The organism is Vibrio sp. V09_P4A23P171 (assembly GCF_963875615.1).
Taxonomy (GTDB): Bacteria; Pseudomonadota; Gammaproteobacteria; order Enterobacterales; family Vibrionaceae; genus Vibrio; species Vibrio anguillarum.
The window spans coordinates 182029-206531 of sequence record NZ_CAWNMR010000044.1 but is presented as its reverse complement, the minus strand read 5'-3'; the positions used below and the strand labels follow the sequence as shown (position 1 = coordinate 206531).

General features: G+C 42.9%; 18 protein-coding genes. 7 read left to right on the top strand and 11 right to left on the bottom strand.

Annotation, left to right across the window (positions count from 1 at the left end; genetic code table 11):
* Nucleotides 1-288: 288 nt before the first annotated feature.
* Nucleotides 289-1191, bottom strand: coding sequence for a DMT family transporter (locus AACT23_RS13190; RefSeq protein ID WP_094126794.1), 903 nt, complete (start codon nucleotides 1189-1191; stop codon nucleotides 289-291).
* 113 nt (nucleotides 1192-1304) lie between these two features.
* Between AACT23_RS13190 and AACT23_RS13185 the strand changes: the two genes are divergently transcribed.
* From AACT23_RS13185 to AACT23_RS13175, 3 genes are all read left to right on the top strand, one after another.
* Complete coding sequence (locus AACT23_RS13185; protein WP_017045337.1) at nucleotides 1305-1796, top strand: MarR family winged helix-turn-helix transcriptional regulator; 492 nt, start codon at nucleotides 1305-1307, stop codon at nucleotides 1794-1796.
* A 487-nt stretch (nucleotides 1797-2283) separates the two neighbouring features.
* Complete coding sequence (locus tag AACT23_RS13180) at nucleotides 2284-3006, top strand: ParB-like protein (RefSeq protein WP_094126792.1); 723 nt, start codon at nucleotides 2284-2286, stop codon at nucleotides 3004-3006.
* A gap of 266 nt (nucleotides 3007-3272) precedes the next feature.
* Nucleotides 3273-4103 carry a TerC family protein gene (locus AACT23_RS13175; RefSeq protein ID WP_017050009.1) on the top strand — a complete coding sequence of 277 codons (831 nt, stop codon included), beginning with the start codon at nucleotides 3273-3275 and terminating at the stop codon, nucleotides 4101-4103.
* A 67-nt stretch (nucleotides 4104-4170) separates the two neighbouring features.
* Here AACT23_RS13175 and AACT23_RS13170 read toward each other — a convergent pair whose 3' ends face one another.
* A complete protein-coding gene (locus AACT23_RS13170) occupies nucleotides 4171-5871 on the bottom strand; it encodes a methyl-accepting chemotaxis protein (RefSeq protein ID WP_094126790.1) in 1701 nt (566 codons plus the stop codon).
* 428 nt (nucleotides 5872-6299) lie between these two features.
* On the bottom strand, nucleotides 6300-7772 hold the full coding sequence (ltrA, locus tag AACT23_RS13165; protein WP_094126788.1) for a group II intron reverse transcriptase/maturase: 1473 nt from the start codon (nucleotides 7770-7772) through the stop codon (nucleotides 6300-6302).
* A 1029-nt stretch (nucleotides 7773-8801) separates the two neighbouring features.
* Here ltrA and AACT23_RS13160 point away from each other — a divergent pair.
* Entirely contained in the window at nucleotides 8802-10352 is a 1551-nt protein-coding gene (locus tag AACT23_RS13160) for an ABC-F family ATP-binding cassette domain-containing protein (RefSeq protein ID WP_094126786.1), read from the top strand.
* Nucleotides 10342-11499, top strand: a complete 1158-nt coding sequence (locus AACT23_RS13155) for an MFS transporter (RefSeq protein ID WP_255211860.1) — start codon at nucleotides 10342-10344, stop codon at nucleotides 11497-11499. The genes AACT23_RS13160 and AACT23_RS13155 overlap by 11 nt, the downstream gene beginning before the upstream one ends.
* A 447-nt stretch (nucleotides 11500-11946) precedes the next feature.
* Here AACT23_RS13155 and AACT23_RS13150 read toward each other — a convergent pair whose 3' ends face one another.
* From AACT23_RS13150 to AACT23_RS13140, 3 genes are read right to left on the bottom strand one after another with little or no spacing between them, the layout of a single operon-like run.
* Entirely contained in the window at nucleotides 11947-13104 is a 1158-nt protein-coding gene (locus tag AACT23_RS13150) for a phosphorylase family protein (RefSeq protein ID WP_094126784.1), read from the bottom strand.
* Nucleotide 13105: 1 nt separating this feature from the next.
* A complete protein-coding gene (locus AACT23_RS13145) occupies nucleotides 13106-13552 on the bottom strand; it encodes a response regulator transcription factor (protein WP_094126782.1) in 447 nt (148 codons plus the stop codon).
* A complete protein-coding gene (locus AACT23_RS13140; protein ID WP_094126780.1) occupies nucleotides 13536-16490 on the bottom strand; it encodes a hypothetical protein in 2955 nt (984 codons plus the stop codon). Before AACT23_RS13140 ends, AACT23_RS13145 begins: the two co-directional genes overlap by 17 nt.
* Nucleotides 16491-16841: 351 nt before the next feature.
* On the opposite strand from AACT23_RS13140, the gene AACT23_RS13135 reads away from it, so the two are divergent.
* Both AACT23_RS13135 and tyrS read left to right on the top strand, forming a co-directional pair.
* Nucleotides 16842-17642 carry a response regulator transcription factor gene (locus AACT23_RS13135; RefSeq protein ID WP_029189679.1) on the top strand — a complete coding sequence of 267 codons (801 nt, stop codon included), beginning with the start codon at nucleotides 16842-16844 and terminating at the stop codon, nucleotides 17640-17642.
* A gap of 93 nt (nucleotides 17643-17735) precedes the next feature.
* Nucleotides 17736-18986 (top strand): tyrosine--tRNA ligase, encoded by a 1251-nt coding sequence (tyrS, locus tag AACT23_RS13130; RefSeq protein ID WP_094126778.1) that lies wholly within the window; start codon nucleotides 17736-17738, stop codon nucleotides 18984-18986.
* A gap of 308 nt (nucleotides 18987-19294) precedes the next feature.
* Here the strand turns inward: tyrS and AACT23_RS13125 are convergent, their stop codons facing one another.
* From AACT23_RS13125 to AACT23_RS13105, 5 genes are all read right to left on the bottom strand, one after another.
* Nucleotides 19295-20488, bottom strand: coding sequence for an acetate/propionate family kinase (locus tag AACT23_RS13125; protein ID WP_026028183.1), 1194 nt, complete (start codon nucleotides 20486-20488; stop codon nucleotides 19295-19297).
* A 329-nt stretch (nucleotides 20489-20817) separates the two neighbouring features.
* Nucleotides 20818-21579, bottom strand: coding sequence for an iron chelate ABC transporter ATP-binding protein VctC (vctC, locus tag AACT23_RS13120; protein WP_013868453.1), 762 nt, complete (start codon nucleotides 21577-21579; stop codon nucleotides 20818-20820).
* Nucleotides 21580-21585: 6 nt separating this feature from the next.
* Complete coding sequence (gene vctG, locus AACT23_RS13115; protein ID WP_026028604.1) at nucleotides 21586-22536, bottom strand: iron chelate uptake ABC transporter permease subunit VctG; 951 nt, start codon at nucleotides 22534-22536, stop codon at nucleotides 21586-21588.
* Nucleotides 22537-22558: 22 nt separating this feature from the next.
* Nucleotides 22559-23494, bottom strand: a complete 936-nt coding sequence (gene vctD, locus AACT23_RS13110; RefSeq protein ID WP_026027432.1) for an iron chelate uptake ABC transporter permease subunit VctD — start codon at nucleotides 23492-23494, stop codon at nucleotides 22559-22561.
* A 27-nt stretch (nucleotides 23495-23521) separates the two neighbouring features.
* Complete coding sequence (locus AACT23_RS13105) at nucleotides 23522-24433, bottom strand: siderophore ABC transporter substrate-binding protein (RefSeq protein WP_217899551.1); 912 nt, start codon at nucleotides 24431-24433, stop codon at nucleotides 23522-23524.
* Between the last annotated feature and the right edge of the window lie 70 nt (nucleotides 24434-24503).

The following is a 24503-nucleotide window of genomic DNA, read 5'->3' as shown; positions in this document are numbered from 1 at the left end:
TCATAAATGACATACACCCAACGCTCACGAAACTAATTCCCTCTTATCGTGGAGAGCCACACTTAATACGACTTCAGGTCGTACGGACAGAAATGGGGTTACCGACACGAACTATTTCCACTAAATTCGCATAATTTAAACTATAAAGAATATAGGAAATAGCTTCAACCTCGAGAGTTTCACCTAATGATCTTCTTGAAGTTGGCTATTGAAAACAAATTATTCAGAAAATATTTAGTCCAAAGCGAGTTTGCACGCTGGCTACCAGATACAATTGTAATCTTCATATTAGTTCCTTTTTAAAAGTAAATTATTAGCTTTATCAGATGACGAATTTGTACGAGGGGCTGCCAAAGCGATAGCAACTAGGACAAACATTGCCCCTAATAATTGAAGCCAAGTTAAGGTTTGATCGAGAATGAGATAACCCAACACACATGCAAATACGCTACTGAGAAAACCGAGAAAAGAAACGGTAACCGGTGGCAGCTTTTCTATTCCTCGAAACCATAAGGAGTAGCCTAAAATTGCGCCTATTACACTCAGATACAGATATCCAATATAATTTGACAAACTTAAATGTTCAGGAAGCCCTTCAACCCATAAGGCCACTGGCAGCAGCATGAACCCACCAAAAAGCAGTTGCCAACCGGTGAAACTCAATAAAGTTATCTCTCTAGGTCTTTCCCATTTTTTTGTTAATACAACCCCAGAAGCCATACTTAATGTACCAATAAAAGCAACAACAACTCCTAATAAATTGATCTGTACAGCACTGTTGATGACCAGCAAGACAATACCTGAGATTCCAACCACACTAGCCCAAATTTGACGCGATGATAGCTCTGATTTTAGCCACTTCCAGCTTAGTAGGAGTACGAACATAGGCTGGATAGACATCACTATCGACGCCATCCCCCCAGGTAGATAAGTCGCAGCAAAGAATAGACAGTAGAAAAACAAGCCAATATTTAAAAAGCCAAGTAACGCAAGACGGCTCAGCCACTTGCTATCAGGTAACGTCTTGCTAATTAAGACTAGAAACAAACCTGCCGGCAAAGCTCGAATTGTTGATGCGAGCAACGGCGACTCCGCTGGCAACAACTCAGTGGTAACAATATAAGTACTTCCCCAGACAATCGGCGCTATAGCGGTTAAACCGATTGTCCTTATCTGATGTAATCCTTTCATAATGATTCCTTAAAATTAAAAATATCTCTTGTGAAAGATACTTTCTTTAAAGTAATGGATGTTTAACTTACGATCAAGTATCTTTTTAGTAAGATATTTATAGGAGAGATAAAATGTCATTGGATAATGTCGATTCCATTTTGATTCAGTGGAAAAGTGTCAGACCCGATCTGGACTGTTCTTCTATGGGAGTCATTGGACGTTTACGTCGAACCAGTAATGTCTGGAAGAATAAAATGGATAAGGTGTTTAAAGAACATGGGTTAAGCAGCATCGAGTTCGATATTTTAGCAACGATGCGTCGAAGCGATCCTTCCGGTATTACACCAACAGAGTTATATAAGACACTCATGCTTTCTTCAGGCGCTGTAAGTACGCGTTTAGATCAGTTAGTAAAAAAAGGATTGGTAGGGCGTATTTATAGCGAACACGACCGGCGAAGCTGCAAAGTCACTTTGACCTCAAAAGGTGTTAAGTGTGTTGATACTGCGTTAAACGATCATGTTGAAAACATGGATAAAATGCTGAATGTATTGACTAAAAAAGAACAAGATCAACTTGCCGATTTACTACGCAAGGTATTGATTTATGAGGAAAACGAATAAAGAGAATTTTGGGGGTTGTAGTGGATATCACATGTTTCAGCAAACTATATCGCTCATCATAACTAGCATACTCTCAACGCTCACGAAACTAATCCCCTCCCCTTCAAGGGGAGGGGTGTTTCTTGGTTGGTTGCTAGCAGCACCCCCTCCTAACCTCCCCCTGAAAGGGGGAGGAACATAATGGGGCAAAAGTGTGTTGACGGCTCGCTAATCACTCGACTCTGAAACACACTCAAAATGATAAACTTTAATGAATTCATTCAAAGTTATAACATCACACCCTCACTGTAACCCTATGATTTTTATCAAACTACATGCCGACTGATAAATTCTCCAACACCTTATCGATGTTTTCTGTACCGTTAGGCTTCAAACTCCTACAATGCAAGGCAGAGGGTCGGTGAAGGCTAAACTTTCACTTTTACATATTGAATACTCAACAATGCATTTGATTGCATTGGTACCGTCATCATTCAAAAGGAATAGTATGTTGAGCAAAGGATGGATATTGCTTGCCGCCGCAATCATCAGTCAGGGAGCATGGGCACTCGCTCCTTGCGGGACAGACAGTGGCATCGGGGACTGGTGCAGCCTGGATATTAATCAGCTACACCCCACTCAGGCCGGGGTTGGTCAACAACAAGTTGATAAAACACAAGCCAAACTGGCGACAAAAAGCCCAGCACAACTTAAAAAGTACATGAAAAAGAAAAAGATCCCGGTAATCGTAGATGCTGATGGCCAGTATTGGTTGGTTGACCGACATCATCTGACTAAGGCGCTTTGGCAGCAAGGTGTGAAAGAGGTGACCGTCCACATCCTTGCTCACCTCGACAACAAGGAGAGTTTTTGGCAAGACATGCAAGGCAACCACTGGACATGGCTGCGCGATGAAAAAGGAGCCCCGCTAACTCCCGATCAATTACCTGCACACATAAGTAAGCTACCCGACTACCCCTACCGCTCTTTGGCAGGTGAACTACAAGATGCAGGTTATTACAGCAAGCATGAACAGGTTTATTTTGTTGAGTTTGCTTGGGCTAGCTGGCTTGGGGAGCAAATGAATTGGGTGCCAGTCAATGCGAGTACGCTCCCAGAACGACTCGAACAAGCTACACAACTGGCATGTAGCTCAGCCGCTAAGGCTCTGCCTGGTTACCCTGGAGAGCAGTGCTCAACTATGCACCAACTCATCAACACAACAAACTAAGGTTCTATCGCAAAGCGTGATTTAAATAAGACTCATCATTTTGAAGATACAATTAGCCTGCGAGCGAACAAATAGCTCGCAGGGCGTTGTTCGATAAGATAAATATGTATTTTGTTACAAATCGCCCTCTTGTCTTGTGGTTCAGTCAATGATTTACTGTCGCTTCCTTAGCAACAGAGGCTTTTATTGACAATGGACGACCCCTTCAGGCGACCAATATTTACTGATCCCCCCCTTCACCGTGCCCCCTTATTTAAGGAGGCCACATGTTAGAACTCTTCCTACTACCCGAAACTTGGGCGATATTTGCCACACTGCTTGCTTTAGAAGTGGTTCTTGGCGTTGATAATGTAGTGTTCATTTCCGTCTTATGTGAACGACTCCCCGTTCAGCAGCGGCCGCTTGCGCGTAACTTAGGCATTTTGTTAGCGGTTACCGCTCGGATTGGTTTGGTTTTTTCTATCAGTTGGTTGATGTCGTTAACTGCACCGATAGTCGTTTGGTTTAGCAACGAATTATCTGGACGAGATTTTATCCTCATCTTCGGCGGTGCTTTTCTGTTATTCAAAGCAGCAAAAGAGTTGTGGAACTGGCTAATGCCTGATGAGCATTCACATACAACGACAGTGAGTGCTGGCCTTGCGGTCGTGTTACTGCAAATTGTCGCGGTTGACGCGGTATTTTCCATGGATTCGGTAATCACTGCGGTGGGTCTAACTAACGACATTCCTATCATGGTCGCGGCCATTTTAGCGTCTGCGGTGATCATGATATTAACCGCAGCGCGCATTAACGCCTTAGTCACCCGTTATCCGGGTTTTAAAACGCTGGCATTACTGTTTTTAATGATGCTGGGCGGTTTGTTAATCGCGGAAGGTGTTGAGCTGCACATCAATAAAGGCTACGTCTATTTTGCGATGGCGTTTGGTTTGGCAATGGAGATTTGTCATATTCAATGGGCGAAGAAACAAGCAATCCAGATTAAGCAGTTACGTCCGTTAAAGCTATATACGTCTACGTCAAAGCTACATACGTCAAAACCATATTCGTTAAAAAGGCCCATGCCTTTACTAAGGTCAAAGTCCTCAGCGCATTGAAGAGATAATTAATATCAGAAGGGCGAACAGCAACGTCGCCCTTTCTTCTATCCGAATACTATTGACGTTAAGCTAATTTACGCACACTAAACTGGCTCATTAACGCTTTTAAATCATTGGCTTGCTGTGATAAATCATTACTAGCGTTAGCAGTTTCTTCCGTGCTCACTAATACTTTGTCGCCTGAATCACGAATACCCAACAAATTTTGGCTGACTTCTTCAGCACTCACGGCTTGCTGCTCGCTGGCGGAGGCGACTTGCAAGTTCGATTGCATCAGTTCGTCTAACGCTCCCGCTATCGAATAGAGCTGAGCTTTTGCACTATCGACGAGTGTTGATGATTCGCTGATCTGCTGGTCATTATCTTCTATCGATTTTGCAGCAATTTGAGCTTTATTCACCAACACTTGGATCAAACTGCTGATTTCATGAGTCGCTTCTTGGCTGCGAGAAGCCAAAGCGCGCACTTCATCAGCCACAACAGCAAATCCTCTTCCTTGTTCACCCGCCCTTGCCGCTTCAATTGCAGCGTTGAGTGCCAACAAATTGGTTTGCTCTGAAATCGAATCAACTACTGAAACGAAATTCTGAATTTTATGTGTGCTGTCTTGTAACTCTAAGATCATTTTCTGTGAGTTAGCCGCGTTAATCACCAATTGATGGGAGATTTTTTGTGTCACATCTGTCGTTTCACAAGCCGCTTTAACGCTGTTATCTGCACGAGTAGTCGACTCCGCTGCACCTTCAGCATTACTCGCCACTTCTGTAATCGTTGATGCCATTTGCTCCATTGCAGCCGCAACTTGCTGAGTGCTCTCTTGCTGTACAAGCATCGCTTTACGGTTATTCTCTGCCAACACATTTAATTCCGTCACCAGCCCTGCAATGCTGTTTGCTCTTTGAATCACCTCACCAACGGTTTTACTCAACGAGTCCGCCATGGTGTTCATACTTTGCGTCAACTGGCCGATCTCATCTTTTGACTCTGGCACAATGTGCTGATCAAAATGACCATTTGCCATTTTAGCCGCTATATTTCTCACTTTTAGCACAGAGCGAACAATTTGACGGCTGAGTAACGTCCCCATAACAAGGCCAAGAATTATCGAAACGACAGCTAATGTTATTGTGCCCTGCAATGCTCTGTGTTCTTCATCCTCAGTAATGAGAATAGAGGTTGCTGTTTTTTGCTCTAAATCGCGTAGAAAATGTTCAATTTCGGTATTAAATGCCTCTTGCATTTTTTCTAGCACGAGCACTTGTGGCGCAAGTTGTTCTACTGGCTCATTACTATTTAAGCGCTTGAGTAATTGAAATAAAGCCACCTCATACTGGTGATAAGAACGTTCTAACGCTTCAAATGTTTGGTATCGGTTTTGACTCTCTTGATCAACACCCTTCGCTTGACGATGCTTCTTTGCATCACTGAGTATTTGCTTCGCTTGTGTCAATTCAGACTCCAACACTTTTGCGATGTTTTCTGTCTTCTGAGTAAGGTCTTTCAGCGCTTGTGAGTTGCCTTCGACAGGGATTTTAGCCAGTCGAAAAGCCTTTTCTAACACGATAGAGCTTTCCAACTGTTTGATGGTGATATCCGAGCTCAATCGAATTAAAGGGATACTTTCATCCGCGATTTCTTCAATTTCGAGCGCAATACGATTCATTTTTAAAGCGCTAAAACTTGCAACACCAACAATTAGGCACAGCATTAGCGTAATTAGCGAAATCATTTTTTGGGTAATCGATAAGTCTTTAATCCACTGCATAAATGCGCTCTCCAAACACAATCATTAAAGCCATTCGTTTATATGAATATTGTTATGCTGTTAAAGATAGTTGAGTAAAACCTAAAACACACTATTTCTAATACTAAGTAACTAGAGGTCATATCTGTTCAAGCGAGTAGAAAACTCTGCTTTTACTTATCAGTCAGTGTGTTAAAGAAAAAGCCCGAACGCTTGGGTTCAGGCTTTAAGATAGGGAACAAGGTCTACGGCGTTAGATGCGCTCTACACATTCACGAGCAATTACCAGCTCTTCATTGGTTAGGTTTATATTCGTATCGCATCTGCTAACAGGAATTTGTCGGATAGGCGACACCTGTTACCAGATGCCGCCCTCCTGAGAACCGTACGTGCAACTTTCACTGCATACGGCTCAAGCCTCCACTAAGGCGTTAGTGTAACCCAGCAACTCACAAAGCAGTGGCGACAGGGTCAAACCATGAGTTACGACCTGTGTTTTTCACCTTACGTTCATTGAGAAAACCTTCCCAAAAAGGATCGAACGGGTTCGCTTGACTCATGATTTTTACATGTCGCTTAATTGGCATTTGAGCGATTTGAAACAGTCGGATCACGCCATACAGTCCATCCTTTTTAAACCAGCCATGGAAAATCCATTGCCCTTGATAGTTTAGAAAGTACTTGTGTGCGATCCATTTACGCCCCTTATTTGGGTGACGTCTAACTGACCATCGCCATAACGCTAGAAACATCTGATGGCCAACATAGCCGAAGGTTTGTTTAGCAACACAATGGCGATAGTAATTCGCCCATCCTCGTAGTTTTGGATTCATCATATTGATGAGGTCGGCTACTGGAATTGTTGCGTGTTTTCTAATGAGATCACGCATGTTTCGTAAGAATGATAATACGTTGGACTTGCTCGGTTTAATGAGCAGTTTCCCTTTGTACTTTCTGGCGTTAAAGCCAAGAAAGTCAAAACCATCATTGATATGAGTCACATGCGTTTTCTCTTCAGAAAGTGTTAAACCTCTTTCTTGTAAGAAAGTCATCAGTTGCGGCTTAATGTCATTCACAAGAACTTCCTTTGAAGACCCAGTGATGACAAAGTCGTCAGCATAACCTATAAAGTTGACTCTGCTGCCTGTTTTGCGAGCGATAGACTTAGTTAACTTTTCTAGTCCGACAAGAGTGAGTAACATCAGGGTGGGTGAAATTATCCCGCCTTGTGGTGTTCCCTCTGCCGTTTTGTAGAACAGCCCTTTGTCTATGTAGCCACATCCCAGCCATTGCTTGAGCATCCTTTTGTCTGTCGGGATATTATCAAGTAGCCATTGGTGACCTATCTTGTCGAAACAAGCTTTGATATCCCCCTCAAGAACCCATTGTGCTGCTCCCTTTTTGCATAGGCATTTGAAGCACTGCTGTATTGCATCGGCTGCGCTTCGATTGGGTCTAAACCCATAGCTGTTAGGGTCGGCAATTGTTTCAGATATAGGTTCTAGTGCGAGAAGGTGTAACGCTTGTTGCGCCCGGTCTATCATACACGGGATACCTAATGGTCTAAGCTTGCCGTTTTTCTTTGGGATATAGATTCTTCTGAGCGGTTTGGCTCGATAGCCTTTTCTGCTCAGTAAACTGACTGCCGCCATTCGACGTGCATCGGTGTTCCAGATGTCGCCGTCAATTCCTGGCGTTTTACTGCCTTTGTTTTGTGATACTCGACGAACAGCGAGAAGTTTTGCTGCTTTCGAGTGAGTCAGTATCCACTGTAGTGCTTTCGCCTTACCGTGTTTACCTTCTCTGGTTGCTTTTGCAATGCGCATCTGGAGCCTTAACACATGGCGCTCAACCGCTTTCCAGTCGATGGATTGCCATTGGGCGCTGCCAGAAGGGGCACTCACTTCATGAGAAGAGATCATCTGCGTTCCTTCTTAAATAAAGTTTTCCAAATCATCTTGCAATGGGAGACCAGTTGGAAGTGGGCACACTTTCGTGTCAGACATCCGTCTGTATCTGCATCATTACAATGCAGCATTCGCTTTTTCCAACCTCCTTTACCAGCACCGCTATCGGCTCTCTTCACAGACAGCTTTCCCTAAGGAACAATACTGGCTTACCGTGTTCCGCATGTCGCGCAATATCAGGTTAGATGCCCACTATAGTGCGGGGAGCCTGTCGATCACGAAAGAGTACTGTCCAACCTCTTTCCTACTCCCATCGCCGTTTGGCCACAGCGTATTAACCACTTCCGCTGCTTCATCACATAACGCACCTTACATGGATTCACTTTCGTTCATCATACTGATTCCCTAGCACTCACCCAATTCGTGGTTATCAGGAGGAGCATCCCCTCACGGTTTCGCTCCCGTTTAGCACTATGCCAAACTTCGTTACATTGTCAGGCTCGCTTCTTTATTCAGAGCCTTAGGGTCGTCTGGTGATACAAACGGTTCACTCTTATCGCGGTGAACAGCGCTTCATGCGACTTCACGTCGCACGGACATTTTCGAGTTACACGGATCACTAAATTAGCGTTAGTTGGATTAATTGGGGTATAGCAAAACCCATAATCTAGAGGGCCTAGTACATTGTACTCCCCCTTTGTGATGATTGACTTCTATCCTACCGGATATTACATTACGCGAAGTGTTTTTATAGATAACTCTCTACCATGATTTATATCCTGTTCAAGAACTTCGTGAGAAGGCTGAGCTCCGTGCAAATACACGATGAAGTGTTGCTCGGAGCCTGAAAAAACCAAATCTTCATCAGATGTTGTAATGCGTGAACAGCGCAGGGTAACTAGCATCTGAAAGTAATGGTTAGAGAGGTAGGCCGGTAATGCTTTATCATCGGCCTTTTTTGTGTCTGAAAATCAGAGACATCAATATCGTACAGATTCCAGGGGCCGGTACTTGTTATCGGTCCCTTTTTTATGGTTTAAAAACATGAGTTTATTAGTTATCAAACACCTGGGATTTCAGGTGGAAGACAAGGTTTTATATCAAAACGCCGATTTCGCTCTCCATCGTGGTGAGCACCTGGGTGTCACCGGACCAAATGGCGCGGGTAAGAGTACCTTGTTCAAGCTATTACAAGGTGAGTATCTGCCGGATCATGGAGACATCCTCTGGCAGCCGGGTGTGAAAGTTGGCTACCTCGATCAGCACCTTGAGATTGATCCCTCGCTGTCAGTATTCGACTTTATGGCGACCGCTTATGCGCCTTTACTGGCTGCGGATCGCGAGTTGAATCGCCTCTATGCGCAAATGTCATCAGCGGTGTCCGAGGCAACACTAAATCGCGCGGCAGAGCTGCAATCACTGCTGGAAGAAGGGGGCTTCTACCGTCTGACTCATCGTATTGAACAGGTGGCGGCGGGGCTCGGTATTCTGCCACTTGGAATGACCACACACATGAGTGATTTGAGTGGCGGTCAGCGGCATAAAGTGATTTTGGCTAAACTGCTTCTGGAAGAGCCGGATGTGTTACTGCTAGATGAGCCGACCAACTTTCTCGATACGGATCACGTGACCTGGCTGGCGGAGTTTCTCAATCAATATTCAGGTACGTTTATGGTGGTATCGCATGACACGGCATTTCTGAATCGGATTGCCGATGGTATATGCGACATTGACCATCAACAGATCCGAAAATACAAAGGCGGCTACGCAAAAGCGATGGCGCAGAAGGAGCAGGAGACGCTCAACCAGCTTAAGCAATATCAGTCCCAACAACAAAAAATCGACAAACTTGAAGCCTACATCAGCAAAAACGGTGCGGGTGTGAACGCCAAGATAGCCAACGGCCGCAAAAAGCAGTTGGCGAAAATTGAGCGGGTGAACAAGCCGCAGCAAAAGAGTCAACCAGAGTTTGGTTTTTCTCACGCGCCTCTGAGTGCCCAGACGGTTCTGACCGCAACTCGGCTTGAGATAGGCTATCAACATGCCTTGTTACCGGCGATGAATCTCGATATTCAGCGCGGCGAAAAGCTGGCGATTGTTGGCTTTAACGGTTTGGGTAAGTCGACACTGTTGAAAACGCTGATCGGTCAGCTCAATCCTCTTGCCGGGGACATTCGACAGGCCAACGGCATTCAGTGGGGGTATTTTTCTCAGGACTTACACTGGGATTACCCAGACAGCACTCCCATGCAGGTGATGCGTGCATCGTGTTGTCAGTTGAATGACAAAAGTGCGCGTCAGAGGCTGGCGGAGTTTGGCATCAGCGGCAGTAAATCCTTGCAGCCGCTGCGCAGTTTGAGTGGCGGTGAGCAGACCAAGGTAAAGTTGTCGTGTCTGGCGGTCAGTAAATCAAACGTGTTGGTGCTTGACGAACCGACCACCCATTTGGATGTCGACGTAAAAGCGGCGTTAAAACAGGCGTTGTGTACCTACGCTGGCACGGTGATCGTGGTATCGCACGAGCCGGACTTTCTGGCCGACTGGCCGGATAAAGTGATTGATATGGCAAAGATGGAGATGTGTGATGCCAAATAAAATGTTACCCGTTCTGTTGTTCCTGATTGCGTTCTTGGTGGGGGCGGATGAGTTGCTGCTTGGCCCGATTTTGCAACCCATCGGACAGGATTTGGGTGTGCCAACAGAACGGATCACGTTGTTTATCACTGCCTACAGCTTGGCGATTGCGTTTATCGCCCCGTACTTTGGTCGCTTATCAGACCAATGGGGAAGGTTGCGCATAATGTTGCCAGCTTGTGTGTTGTTCGGTCTTTCTTCGATCGCTACTGGTCTAGTCGGTCAATTCGATGTGGGTTTATTGACACGGGTGATGACTGGCTTAGCCAGTGCCGGTATGTTACCGATCGCGTTTGCATTGGCCGGTGATCAACCGGGTGATAAAGCGATGAAGCACATTACTCTGGTTCAGGCAGGTCTGACTTTGGGAATGATTACCAGCCCGGCTATCGGGGCTTTTTTGACAGAGTGGCTGTCCTGGCGCGCAGCGTTTATCGTGTTAGGCGCAGCGGCACTGATAGTGGCGGCATTGCTCGCTGCCCAAGGCGGTACGCATTACGCCAAACACGAAACGGCTAAACCAGAGCAACCTGCCATGGCGCAACTGCTACGGATTCCGGGCGCCCGCGGAGCGCTTCTGGCAATGGGGCTTGGCCTTGGTGGGGGAATTGGCGTCTTCAATCTTGTGGGACAGCGCTTACGTGAAGCCACTGAACTGGACATAGCATTGGTTGGCCTAACATACGCGATACTTGGTGGTGTCAGTGTGATGGGCAATATGGTGATGTCGCGAGCCATTCGACGCTTGGGCAGCGGCCGTGCTGTGATGCGATCTGCACTGGTGGTCTGCCTGCTGTGCAGCGCTTGGGTGTTCGGTGCATCTGCAACGCATGTGCTGATGTTTTTACCAGTGCTATTTGTCTGGTCCCTGGCTGGCGGAATCGGTTCTCCAGCACTGCAAAACCACATTGCGCAACTGTCAGATTCACACCGTGGCACCTTGATGGCGCTAGGCATGAGTATGATGCATTTTGGCGTTGCTATCTGGTCCGGTCTGGCGGGTTATGCTTATTCACTGGGTTCAACCTGGCTTGCCGTGTTGGCAGTGGGTTTGTTTGCCGTTGCGATTGTAGCCCTTAAGCCTGTCCCCGTTATTGAAGTAGATTGATTGCTCTAAACCAAAGCCGTCGTTTTGGCGGCTTCGGTTGTGATTAGGTTGTAATCTATTAAAGAAATGGGGGCAGGTCTTACCTTTTGATAATTATTACTTTTTGTATGTCAAAATTAACTGAAAATTTATGTTCGTATTTTTGATCACAACTCGTTTTGGGGCAATGGCGAGTCAGGCAAGTCTGACTGACTCTAAGATGGACAGAAACGTGTCAGTGATTTTGCTAATCTAGCATTTATCGGATTATCTAAAGTATTGCGAGGCCTCTGAATGAGTAGCTAAATTCATTAATCCAATACAAAAAGAATTGGGGTAGAAAAAATTTACACTATATTTAATCTGACAGCCGCTGAGTTATACTGGTGAGGCCGTCAGATAAATTTGGTCTAATGAGAGCTTCTTCTATTAGTTATCAAATCTATATAAATATAGATTTCATGCTCATCATAATCTCTCAAGTTGCTTTTGGAGCATAATAGCTACGTACCGTGCAGAGGTCAGGCAACCAATATCGTGAAAATCGTCTGCTTTAGTGCTATCGGCTAAATCGACAACCGTCTTCGCTCCGAAGTATAATGGTTTGCACAATGATTGAGAAGCAGCTTCGTAAAGAGCATACATCTCCATTTCGAGTCCCGCCATTTTACGGTGTTGAGTTCCTATTCTCTCCATCATTGAAGCATCGGCTATGACAGCAGAACCAGATGAGATAGGAGCAACATGAATGTTCATGTTACCTAGTTCCGTAGCATAAAGGTTTTTACGTACTTCGTTGATGAGAGAGCTATCATTTTTAGATTGCTCAAGATCGACTTTAAGATTAGAGTCTATAGAGGCTTGCATGGGCTCTTGTTTAAATTCACCATCTTTCCATTTACCTGTTTGATATTCCCAGCATATTTTTCCAACAATGATGTCTAGATAGTTTGACTCTCCTGAAACTCCGGCACAAATACCACTCATTGCCACAATTTTTGGTTGAAATAACTCAATGGCTTTAGAGGAAACGATAGCCATACTAACCAAACCCATTTCATTTGGCTTTATGATTAAACCATGCTTATCACCGATTTGAATTTCTTGGCAATCCATCCCTGAAATATTTTGAGACTCTCCAAGGGTAGCGATTGTGTCTGAAAAAGCAGAGCGTTCTTTAGCCAGTGCACAAAAAATCAAAAAGTCACATTTAACTTTTTGAGCGACTCTACTTAATTTTAATTCTAGGGCAGTTTTCCAGCCATTAGACTCGTCATAACTGACTAGTGTTATACCTGCTTTATTGAAAAGCTGTATGTTTTCTATCTCATTGATTTCAAATTGGGTCAAAGCTATTGCTTCAGATTGGTAATTTTTGCTGTGAGAAAATTCAGAAATAAGCTCTGAAGAGCAATCTCTTTCGTGACCATGCTCTTTTATATCTGGGAGATACATATCAAATATAACAAGGTCAAATTGCCCCGTATAAAGGTAACGTCTAGCACTAGTTAAATCTTCAGCCCAATCAATAACATAGTGGTTTGCTAGGTTTTGCAAAGAAGTATTTATAGCTCCTTCAATAGATTCTTTCTTACTTGGGTTATCTTCAATAATTAGTATTTTCATTTTACTTTAAGAATTCCATTGTTTTTTTCTTCCACGGTTCATTATTGCTGTGGTCGTAGTAACAGGCTTCAATCGCCATGAACCCGTATTCTTCTTTAAAGGTTGCGGCAGATTTTTGAACAGGTATTAGGTCTTGTTCAATCTCGATTTCAGGGTATTGAGTGAGAATCAAAACTGGTAAGTCCATCAAATTTTTCATTTTTAGTTCAAACAAAACCTCGATACCACCAGTAGGAAGAGGAACAGGAGTTCCTTGCCCCGGTAGAGCTTTATGGCTAGGTAAAGACATATCCAGAATGATTTTTTCTGGAATATGATCAATAAGAAACCTGACGGCATCCATAACATTATCAACTAGTGTTACTTCTGTCTTGTTACCTAATACAGAGTTAAAAACTTCCATGATCTGTGACGATTTATGCGCATCATCTTCAACTATCAATATCATCGTACTTACCTCTACTATCAAGTTCAAAATGGAATTCAAAACAGAGCATATTTCCTTCTTTACTAGGGTAAAAACTTAGCTCGCTTATACTTCCTTCATTCTCTAGTTTTTTAAGTTTTCGAATCCCGCTTTTACTGTCATAGTCGTCAGCGTCACCTTTAGCTAAACACTGAGCTTCTTCTATGTTGTCTAGTGCTTTTGTTACTGCTTCATAGCTATCGAGTTCTGTATTTAACTCGATTCGAATCGCATTTGTTCTTTCTTCAAGTATGGATACTTTAAAATGCATTCTACCGTCAGGTTTACCATGCTTAGCAGCATTATGGATTAGTACAAATAAAGCATCATAGATAACATAGTACGTGCCACCATTTATGGTGAAGATTTTATCTCCTGAGTCTATTCTAGGCTCAAATTCTGGGAAGCTATCTTTTACTTCTGATATTACTGCGTTAAACAATAAATAAATATCGGTACTTGGCGATGCATAAGTCGGTTTGTTAAACCAAGATGCCATCAAGCCAAATTTCTGACTGGTAAGGGAATTAACTTCTTGAGAAAATTTCGAGTATTGTCTCTTATGTGTTGATGAGCCATATTTTGGACTGTAAGAAAATACACCATGTGAAGATTTTCTCTCACTAAGTAACTTCTTAGTTGTAACAAGGTCATACTCGGCGAGTCTCCAGCAGTAATCAATAATTAAGCTCGGTAATCTAACGACACCAGTTCTCTTGGAATATACTCGAAGGATTTCGTATATCAGTTGATCAGCAACGACATTTTTAGCTGGAGAATCAATATCTGTAGAAAAACACCCTTCAGGTTTACGTTTACTCTTGATGTGCAAGACGTTGTTTTTCAGAGCATCTATCATTTCTTCGTAGCGTCTCATCCATTCGCCAAACCTAGAACTAAACTCCTTATCATCGAATAAGTGTGCGTATTCTTCATTAGAAGATAGAGCTCGTAATTCTGTACTAGCAGTGCCTTCGAAGGTGCCGTGTCTTATCCGTCTTCCAAGATATGAAGCTATGCCAAACGAACGGTTGTCGCAAAACTCTTTGTAGCATGCCAACAATAAATTAATCACCTCATCTGTGCTGCCTACACCAGTATTTTTCCAATTAAGATTTACAACATGGCGTTCACTAATCATCACGTTATCAAGAGCCATGGTTAGCTTACCAACCATTTGGTCCTCAAACCATTGTGTGTATTTAAATGGGTCTACATAAATACGGGAGTCATCAATAGTTCCCTTTTCTTTGTTAATTTGAATATCGATTTTTAATGTTTTGGCTCGGTCTAGATAGCGTTCTTCACCACTCATTTTACCGTACCAGTTGAGCATATCAGCGCGAACCTGTATCGCATCCACAGGGCGATCTACTATCCTAAAAAGTGTTGCTAGAAATTTTTCATCACAGGTCAAGAGTAGGTGTTCTGCTACCGCAGGGGAAATACTATATAAATACTGGACTAGGGCGTTCAAATTACCATTGAACTGTTGTATACAGTAATCTTGAATTACCGACCGAAGTTGATGTTCTGACAGCTGAGATTTATGATTCAGAGTGATTAAACAATTAACTACCAATTGAAGTCGCTGACATTTAGCTGAAGATGCTATTGATGCTAAATATTCCTTAGGACATATTTCACCAATCTCGCGCGTATATGACATTAACTCCACAAACAGGTCTTGCTCATTAGGTGACAGCTGACCCTGTTTTCGGCCTAATAGATGTACAAGTGCAGTTGAGTTTTCTAACATCCCACAAGTAAAAGCATTGTACTTGTCACTTCTGATTTCATGCACAGTGTAAGTAGTGTGATTCAGCTGTTCTAGCTCGCTGATATCTGAAAAATACTCTTCAACAATAGGTGTTACTATTCGATTAGTGCGCTTTGAATTCAGTGCATTCACGTAATAATAGCCATGAACTATTTGGAACTGTAGAGCATTTGGTTGTTCAGAAAATAGAAAACTCTCCCTTAGAAAATAGTAACCTACATCTTCATCTATTTTTTTGTACATCCCTTCTGGGTTAAATTGAATACCAGAAATTCTTTCATATGCTTCCTCTAAACTTCGTTCCACAGTCGTCGGAGGAATAAACGAAAGGTCAAACTTAAGCAATTTCATCAAATAGAGGTAAGAATCAAAAAGAGAGAATGAGAAGTAATCACTTAAAACTGCTTCAAACTCAGATTTGTCATTTGGGATAGGGTTGATAAAAGATTTAGCTATGTGTATGCCATTGAATAATTTATCAATCTCATAAATTCTTTTCGATGTCGCAATATAAGAAGTTCTTAGGTTACTCAATTGAGTAACAGCGCCATCAATGAATGGGCAACGTGATACGCTTATTCGTTGCTTCATGTGATCAATTTTTCTGAGAATCTCGTTATCGTCTAGCTCTAAAAGTTGATATCTATTTGTAATGTAAGATAACTGTCGAATTAAAAATACGGATGTCCCCTTCATCTCAGCTAAATCGCTGCAATAGTCTAAAGCCGTATTAATATCTCCTACATTTAGCGATTCCAATATCTTCACAGCACAGTCAACCAGCTCTTCTAGTTCGAAAGCATGCTTGTTAATGTATGTCACAATCTCAGATAGTGAATATTTTACAATTAAGTTATTCGACTCGTTAGGACACCGATCTGAAAGCAGCTGACCAATTTCTGTCCCATCAAAAATGGAACTGGATCTAACAAACAAAATAGACTTTTTGAACTCGGAGTTGGTGCAACTGTGTTTGATCTTCTCCAAAGCTCGACGAGTTTGCTTAAAGCTTGAGGGATCTGTACCTCTCAAATAATTCCGCGCTTTCTTCGATGGAATATCGATTAGATGAACCGAACCGACGTTATTTATCCCTACTAAAAGGTGCTTGATGCTCAAATTATTGATGCTTTGCAGCATAGGATGCTCACTGTGGCCACAATACTTTATTGCATTTTAATATAACACTTATTGCTTAGAAATAGCGAGTACATTACATTCTATAACCAATTGAAATTAAAGGTTTTTGTTGGTGGTTACTTTTTAACACGTAAGTTTTTGTTTTCATACTTGATAACCGACATGAGTTAGGAAGCTCCTAACATTAGAAAAAGTTGGTCATTCTTAAAATTCTTGTGTCGTGAAGAGCAACTACTCTAAGTAGGAATGGGGCATAAATTTGTTAGCCAGAGGCGAGTTGAATAAGCTCATCTTTGAGCAACTTAAGTAGTTACGTTATGCTGTAGGCCTTTATTGTTCATCTTATACGTTATGACTAAATCGCAATTTAACAATCTACTCGCTGACTCTATTTCTTCTCTGAAATCACCGAGTTTTACGCCTAATCTAATGGCTTTCATCGCTTCTCTAGTGAATTATGACTGTGCAGTAATTCTCGGCCTGCGTACAGATAAACATCCCATTTATCTTTATGATTCCATTAAAAATAATCGAGAATTACTTTTTGACCGTTACCTCACTTCTGCATTTCAAGATGACCCATTCTACAAAATGCTCACTATTAATGAGCAGCAAGGCGTTTTTTCATTAAAAGACGTAGCCAAACGGGATATGGATTATCAAACATACTGTAATCAGTTTTATCTACAAACTGGCTGGAAAGATGAGTTAAGTATTCTTATTAAAGTTGAAGCAACTCGCTGGGTCCTTATCTATTTAGGCTGCACCCATGAAGACAATTTATTTTCGCCATTAAATGTAAAAACGTTAAAATCATACTTCTCAGTCATCCAATCGCTATGTCAACAACACTGGAAGCAGACTGAATTCCTTCTTGCGGAACCTGTCTTTTCTCCGGAATCCTACTCAGTAAAAAAACGAAAGTTCATAGAAGATGGCCTGCACTCTTTTGGCAAAGATTTACTTTCAACTAGAGAGAAACAAATAGCCCGTTTAATATTGCAAGGACTTGATACCAAAGAAATAGCAAAACAGTTGGACATTACAGAAGGAACAGTAAAAAATCACAGAAAGCGTATCTATGCTCAACTGAGGGTATCGTCACTCAGTGAACTGTTTCAAATCTTCCTCAACCATATTATTACCCACTAAATGAACTCATTATCCCTTTAAGGATATATCTCGCATAAGGTTCTATTCGTTAATCTGTACATCACATTATTCATTACAGAGAAGACGTGATAGATGACATTCATTCAGGAACTACAAACGCGCGGATTAATTGCTCAAGCCAGTGATTTAGACCAAATACAGCAACAACTGAACCAGCCACAAACAGTTTACTGCGGTTTCGATCCTACCGCTGGCAGCCTTCATATTGGGCACTTAGTTCCTCTAATTATGCTCAAGCGTTTTCAAGATGCCGGACATCAAGCATTAGCGCTTATTGGTGGTGCAACGGGCATGATTGGCGACCCAAGTTTCAAAGCTGTAGAGCGCAGTTTGAATACTGAAGAAACGGTAGCCAGTTGGGTCAAAGATCTCACTACTCAAATCGAGCAGTTGCTAGCTCCTCATTTAAGCAAACCCATGACTATCGTCAACAACGCAGAATGGATGAGAGATATTAATGTCATCGATTTTTTCCGTGATGTCGGTAAGCATTTTTCAGTCAACAATATGATCAGCCGTGAGTCGGTAAAACAACGATTGCAAAGGCCTGAACAGGGCATTTCATTTACAGAATTTAGTTATAGTTTACTCCAGTCCTATGATTTTTCGGTGCTTAATCGAAACCATGGTTGTTGCTTACAAATTGGTGGTAATGACCAATGGGGAAATATTGTCAGCGGTATTGATTTAACACGTCGTCAGAATGGAGAACAAGTATTTGGTTTGACCCTACCTTTGATAACGAAATCTGACGGTACTAAATTTGGTAAAACAGAAGGAGGAGCCGTTTGGCTTGACCCTGAAAAAACATCACCGTATATGTTTTATCAGTTTTGGTTATCCACTGAGGATACCGATGTTTATAACCTTCTTCGATACTACACATTCTTAACCTGTGAAGAAATCGATCAGATAGAATGGCAGGATAAGTCAAGCAACGGTAAACCCGAGGCACAAAAGATTCTGGCGCAGAATATGACTCGTTTTGTTCATGGTGAATCAGGGCTACTCAGCGCAGAGCGTATTACACAAGCATTATTCACAAATAGCCTTGAGAAGCTGAGTTATAGTGAACTCAAACAATTAGAGCTAGATGGTATTCCAAGCATCGAAAGCACTCAGCAAGACATTGTAGAATTGTTGGTCGAATCAGGGTTAGCGAAATCAAAACGCATCGCCAGAGAGCTAATTGAAGACAATGCGATTAGTGTAAATGGTGAAAAAATAACACCAGATAATTCACTGCTAGGTTTCCCATTGCTTGATCAATACTGGTTGATTAAGCGCGGTAAGAAACATTTTGGCTTAGTCAAACGCAAATAAATGAGAAAGAAGTGAAAAAATAAAGGCAATGCGGTTCGGCTCTGTCGTATGAGAGTTGAACGCATTACTTTAAGTGTTACAGTGTTTGACTTAGGTAAAAATTAATTAGACGGATCCTGAAAAGGAATGGGGTATAAACAAGTCAACACGAACCTTGTTGATTTAAGGGCACAAAATGAATTGTAGAAGTCAATAGAGCTAGTAATGGGTGTGTCGCCATGCACATCCTTAGCGATGGTCTATCCAACATATGAGTACAAAAAAAGCGAGCACTAAGCTCGCTTTTATCTATTTGATTTTAAATGTAATTATAGCAACTCAACCGACTGTTGAGCGATCACGAATTCTTCGTTAGTTGGTACCACAAGCGCTACTGCATTTAGCATGTCTGATTTTGCGATAATGCCAGCATTACCGAATCGAGCTTGCTCGTTACCTTGCTCATCTTCCACAAAACCAAGAATTTTCAGGTTGCGTAGAATTTCACGACGAATAGGCAATGCGTTTTCGCCAATACCACCGGTAAAAATAATACCATCGAGCGAATCAAGCGCTGCAAGGTATGACGCGATGTATTTCGCCACACGGTAGGTGAAGACTTGGAAGGCCAATGTAGCGCCTTCATGACCTTGCTCCATGGCTTCTAGAATGCCACGTGCATCGCTGGTTAAACCAGAAACACCCAAGAAACCAGAGGCTTTGTTCAATGAATTAAACACTTGTTCTTGTGTCCACCCCTTCTTCAATAGAAATTCAATGATGCCGGGGTCAAGGTCACCACAGCGAGTGCCCATCATCAAACCAGAAAGCGGTGTAAAACCCATACTGGTATCGACACTCTGGCCATCTTTAATTGCGCACACTGACGCACCATTACCAAGGTGAACAGAAATAAAGCTGCTTTCTTCAACTGGCTTGTTGATCATTTTTGCCGCTTCACGGCTCACAAAATAATGGCTGGTTCCGTGGAAACCATAGCGGCGAATACCAAACTCAGTGTATAACTCTTTTGCAATCGCACCTGTGTAGGCTTTTGCTGGCATGGTTTGGTGGAAAGCGGTATCAAAAACAGCAAACTGCGGTAACTCAGGAAACGCTAGCATTGCCGCGCGCATACCAATCGCGTGTGCTTTATTATGTAACGGTGCTAAATCACTAAGCGCTTCAACTTCGTTGACGATTTTTTCGTCTAACTTAACGGTCTTAGTAAACTTCTCGCCACCATGTACTACGCGGTGCCCAATCGCAACGACGTCATCAATCAAGCCGTAGCTTTTCACGAGCTCAACCAGTTTTGCAACCGCCAACAGGTGGTGATTCGCTTCACCTTGAATCGCACAATTGGCTTTTTCTCCGTTAAACTTCCAGCTCATACGGGCATCATCAAGCCCAAAGCATTCACCTAGACCACTCAGTACGGCATCCCCCGTATTTGAATCAATCACCGCAAACTTCAGTGATGAGCTGCCAGAGTTAATAACCAAAACAAACGAGTTCGACATGGGGTAAGTTTCCTGTTTTAGACTAAGTGTTGAAGTATACAACTTCTTGGTTTACGTGACCCTCATTATTCAATAATTTTTTAATCTTTCAACTTTGTTTTAGTTTCAGCATCATGCCAAACGATTTTTTCTTGATCTGAGGCAAGTTATTATTTCTTTTGAAGTGAGAAATATATCAATATTTAAGTCCATCCTGTAGCGCGCAGTAAACGTCTGCGCTTCCACCATTTTGCGTTGGCAACATTAGGCAGTAAAAAGGGGGCTTACGGTGAATCGAAAGCGTTCTGTTCAGTACTCGTAACGTTACGCACACCGGCAGTTAAACCGCATCAATGGGTGTAATACATACAAATACGCTTGCTTTCTATTTCTAATACGTTGAACGGCGTTTCATAGATATCGCTCAAAACCGACGATTGAATCACCTCTTGTACTGTGCCAGTTGCTACTACTTGGCCTCGTTTCAGCGCAATGATGGAATCGGAGTAACAGGATGCAAAATTGATGTCGTGAATCACCACGACCACCGCTTTATTCAACTCATGTGCTAAACGCTGAATAGTGGCCATGATCTGCAATGAGTGTTTGATATCGAGGTTGTTCAATGGTTCATCGAGAAAGATGTAATCGGTATCTTGGGCGATCACCATGGCAATAAAGGCCAGCTGGCGTTGGCCGCCACTCAGTTCGTCGAGGTATTTATCTTCTATCGCTTTAAGATCAAGATATTCGATCGATTGCTCAATCATCGCATGATCGTTGGCCGTTAATTTACCTTGCGAATAAGGAAAACGGCCAAAAGCCACCAGCTCTTTCACGGTAAAACGCATGGTCAGAGTATTGGCTTGACGCAGAACTGATAGCTTTTTAGCCAACGCTTTAGTATCCCACTCAACCAGCTCTTTGCTTTCAATCCAAACTTTACCGCTATCACGGCTAACCAAACGGCTGGCCATCGACAGTAAGGTACTTTTCCCTGCGCCATTAGGGCCAATAATTGAAGTGACCTTGCCTTTTTCAAACTGCGCACAGGCCTTATCCACAACGGCTTGTTGGCCAAACACTTTAGTCAGTTTATCTAGCTGAATCATATGAAATTAAACCATTTTATTACGTAAAAGGAGGGAGAGAAAATAGAGGCCTCCGATGAAATTGATCACCACACTCAGCGTTGTTTCAAACTGGAATACTTTTTCAACCACCCATTGACCAGAAAGTAATGCACACACCGCCATCGCGGAACAACCAATCAATAAGGTTCGGTGTTGGTATGAACGAAACCACTCACGCGTTAAGTTGGTGACCAATAAGCCAAAGAACATCACGGGCCCAACTAAAGCTGTAGAAATAGCAATTAATACCGCACTAAGCATCAACACATGGTGCGTCACTCGGCGTACATCCACCCCTAAACTGACCGCGTTATCGTTATCCAACCATAAAACATCCAACACGCGATGCAGGCGAAACAGGCCAAAGCAAACCAGCAGTAGTAATGGTGTTACCCAATACACAAGTTCCACTTTCACGTTGTTGAAGCTCGCAAACATATTGGACTGTACCGATGAAAAATCATTCGGATCCATCAGCATGATCAAAAAAGAGGAAATGCTGGAAAACAGTTGCCCCAGAATGACTCCTAATAGCAACAACACCATTAAGTTACTCTGCTGCTTACGAAAATAAAAAGCGAACAACAAACTAGAAAAGAGCAACATGGCAGCAACGGACAACGAAAAATTGAGGTAAGCATTAAGCGCGTAGCTACTTAGGCCACCAAAAAGAGTCACCACTAACACCTGCACAAACAGGTAGAGTGAATCAAACCCCATAATGCTGGGCGTTAAAATTCGGTTGTGTGTAATGGTTTGAAATGCTAGAGAAGACTGCGCAATGGCAATGCCCGCTAACACCATCGCCAATACTTTGGGTACACGACGAGAAAGAAAATAGTGATAGTTGTCGGCGTTCAATCCAACACCAATAAATAACCCAGCAAAAAGCAGAGAAGCCAAAACCAGTAACCACAGTTTGGTATGATCATGCAAAATGATGCTCGCACATACAGACTTACCCATGGCGTTGACCTCGCAACAGCAACACAATAAATACACTGCCACCGAGAATACTGATGATCATCGAAATCGGCACTTCATAGGGGAAAATAATCAAACGGCCGCCCAAATCACATAGCAGCACCAATAACGCACCGAAAATGGCCGTACGAGGGATATTTTTACGTAAGTTGTCGCCGTAATAGTGGCTGACTAAATTAGGCACAATCAACCCTAAAAAAGGCAGTTGACCGACAATCATCACAACCGTCGCAGACATCACCGACACCAAACAAACGCCAATCACCAGCACTTGTTGATAGTTAAGCCCTAAGTTCACAGCAAAATCTTTACCCATGCCGACGGCCGAAATTCGCGCCGCATACAAATAGCTAAAGAGGGCAACCGGAATCGCAATATAGAGCAGTTCGAAATCCCCTTTCAGCAAATTGGCAAAATTGGCTACCGTCCAGCTAGAAAGGTTTTGTATCGCATCGTATTTGTAAGCGATGAAGGAGGCGGCGGATTCCACCACATTACCAAAAATAATACCGATCAAAGGGACAAAAATGGCATTTTTAAACTGCACGCGCTGAATCAGTTGCACAAACAGCAAAGTGCCCGCAATCGAAACCGAGAAAATAAGCCACAAGCTTTCACCGTGACCAAAAAAGACTAAGCTCAACACATAGCCCAGCATGGCGCATTCAATGGTACCGGAGGTAGAAGGCGCGGCAAATCGGTTTTGGCTGATTTGCTGCATAATAAGACCCGCGATACTGAGCCCTGCCCCGGCTAAAACAATCGCCAACAAACGTGGCAAACGACTGGTAAAGAGCAGTTGCCAAGCATGGGCATCCCCTTGCAGTAATGCCATTAGTGATAGATTGCCTACCCCCACAAATAGTGAAGATAGGCTGACTACCAACAAAGCAAGCAATAACTTTTTCAAAGCTAACCTCAGCTTGTTTGTGGCAAATTAGTGAATGTGTACAGCATTTCTAACGTCGCTGATCATCTGCTCTGTAGCAGTCACACCAGAAATGGATAGGTACCAAGCATTAAGGTCTAAAAACGCCATGCTTTTATTTTTGTAAGCCGTAGTCGCTTTGATCAGGTCATTTTCAAACTCTTGGCGAGTATGACTTTGCCCTTTGTTGACCAACGTATCACGATCAATGATCAATAAGGTTTTAGGATCATGTTCGCGAATAAATTCATAAGAGATTAGATCGCCATGGCGTGTCGCTTTGATGCTATCGACGGTCGTTTTGAATCCAAAATCTTTATACACCGCCGAGAAACGTGATTCAGGCCCAAAAGCGGTAATGTTACCGCCAGAGCTCATCACTGTGAGCGCATCGATTTGGTTGTTCTGATTAAAGCTACGAAGTGCTTGAAACTGCTTATCTAAATCTTCAATTTTGGCTTCCACTTGGTCTTCAATAGCAAAGACTTTGCCTAGATTACGCCACTGCTGTTGTGTACTCTGCCAGTAGCCTTGGCTTGCATCGGCTGCAAAAACGATAGTTGGTGCAATTTTAGATAGCTCGTCATAACTGGTTGCGGCGCGCGGCCCAATCACGATCACATCCGGTTTTTGCATATAAATGGTTTCGAAATCAGGCTCAAATAAAGAACCGGCAGGTGCGTATGTATCGCTGTTGTACTTCGCTAAATAATTCGGCAGTTCAGTCACTTTCGATACCGCGACAGGTTCAATACCAAAGCGATCTAACGTATCTAACGCACCCAAACCAATGACAACCACACGTTGCGGATTTTGCTCGATCGTCGTGGTACCGAGTTGATGCTCCACAGAAACGGTTTTAGCACTGAGAGTAAAAGAGGTAAGCAAGCCAAGTGCTGCCAAACTAAACAACGATTTCATATAGGTTCCCATTTAAAATAACTGCGACAGATTTTGATAAGCATTCGCATTAAGTTCGGGTAATATAATC

Bases quoted from the DNA above. Each gene is read 5' to 3' on its own strand.
- AACT23_RS13190 (WP_094126794.1), bottom strand. From the start codon at position 1,191: ATGAAAGGATTACATCAGATAAGGACAATCGGTTTAACCGCTATAGCG.
- AACT23_RS13185 (WP_017045337.1), top strand. From the start codon at position 1,305: ATGTCATTGGATAATGTCGATTCCATTTTGATTCAGTGGAAAAGTGTC.
- AACT23_RS13180 (WP_094126792.1), top strand. From the start codon at position 2,284: ATGTTGAGCAAAGGATGGATATTGCTTGCCGCCGCAATCATCAGTCAG.
- AACT23_RS13175 (WP_017050009.1), top strand. From the start codon at position 3,273: ATGTTAGAACTCTTCCTACTACCCGAAACTTGGGCGATATTTGCCACA.
- AACT23_RS13170 (WP_094126790.1), bottom strand. From the start codon at position 5,871: ATGCAGTGGATTAAAGACTTATCGATTACCCAAAAAATGATTTCGCTA.
- ltrA (WP_094126788.1), bottom strand. From the start codon at position 7,772: ATGATCTCTTCTCATGAAGTGAGTGCCCCTTCTGGCAGCGCCCAATGG.
- AACT23_RS13160 (WP_094126786.1), top strand. From the start codon at position 8,802: ATGAGTTTATTAGTTATCAAACACCTGGGATTTCAGGTGGAAGACAAG.
- AACT23_RS13155 (WP_255211860.1), top strand. From the start codon at position 10,342: ATGCCAAATAAAATGTTACCCGTTCTGTTGTTCCTGATTGCGTTCTTG.
- AACT23_RS13150 (WP_094126784.1), bottom strand. From the start codon at position 13,104: ATGAAAATACTAATTATTGAAGATAACCCAAGTAAGAAAGAATCTATT.
- AACT23_RS13145 (WP_094126782.1), bottom strand. From the start codon at position 13,552: ATGATATTGATAGTTGAAGATGATGCGCATAAATCGTCACAGATCATG.
- AACT23_RS13140 (WP_094126780.1), bottom strand. From the start codon at position 16,490: ATGCTGCAAAGCATCAATAATTTGAGCATCAAGCACCTTTTAGTAGGG.
- AACT23_RS13135 (WP_029189679.1), top strand. From the start codon at position 16,842: ATGACTAAATCGCAATTTAACAATCTACTCGCTGACTCTATTTCTTCT.
- tyrS (WP_094126778.1), top strand. From the start codon at position 17,736: ATGACATTCATTCAGGAACTACAAACGCGCGGATTAATTGCTCAAGCC.
- AACT23_RS13125 (WP_026028183.1), bottom strand. From the start codon at position 20,488: ATGTCGAACTCGTTTGTTTTGGTTATTAACTCTGGCAGCTCATCACTG.
- vctC (WP_013868453.1), bottom strand. From the start codon at position 21,579: ATGATTCAGCTAGATAAACTGACTAAAGTGTTTGGCCAACAAGCCGTT.
- AACT23_RS13105 (WP_217899551.1), bottom strand. From the start codon at position 24,433: ATGAAATCGTTGTTTAGTTTGGCAGCACTTGGCTTGCTTACCTCTTTT.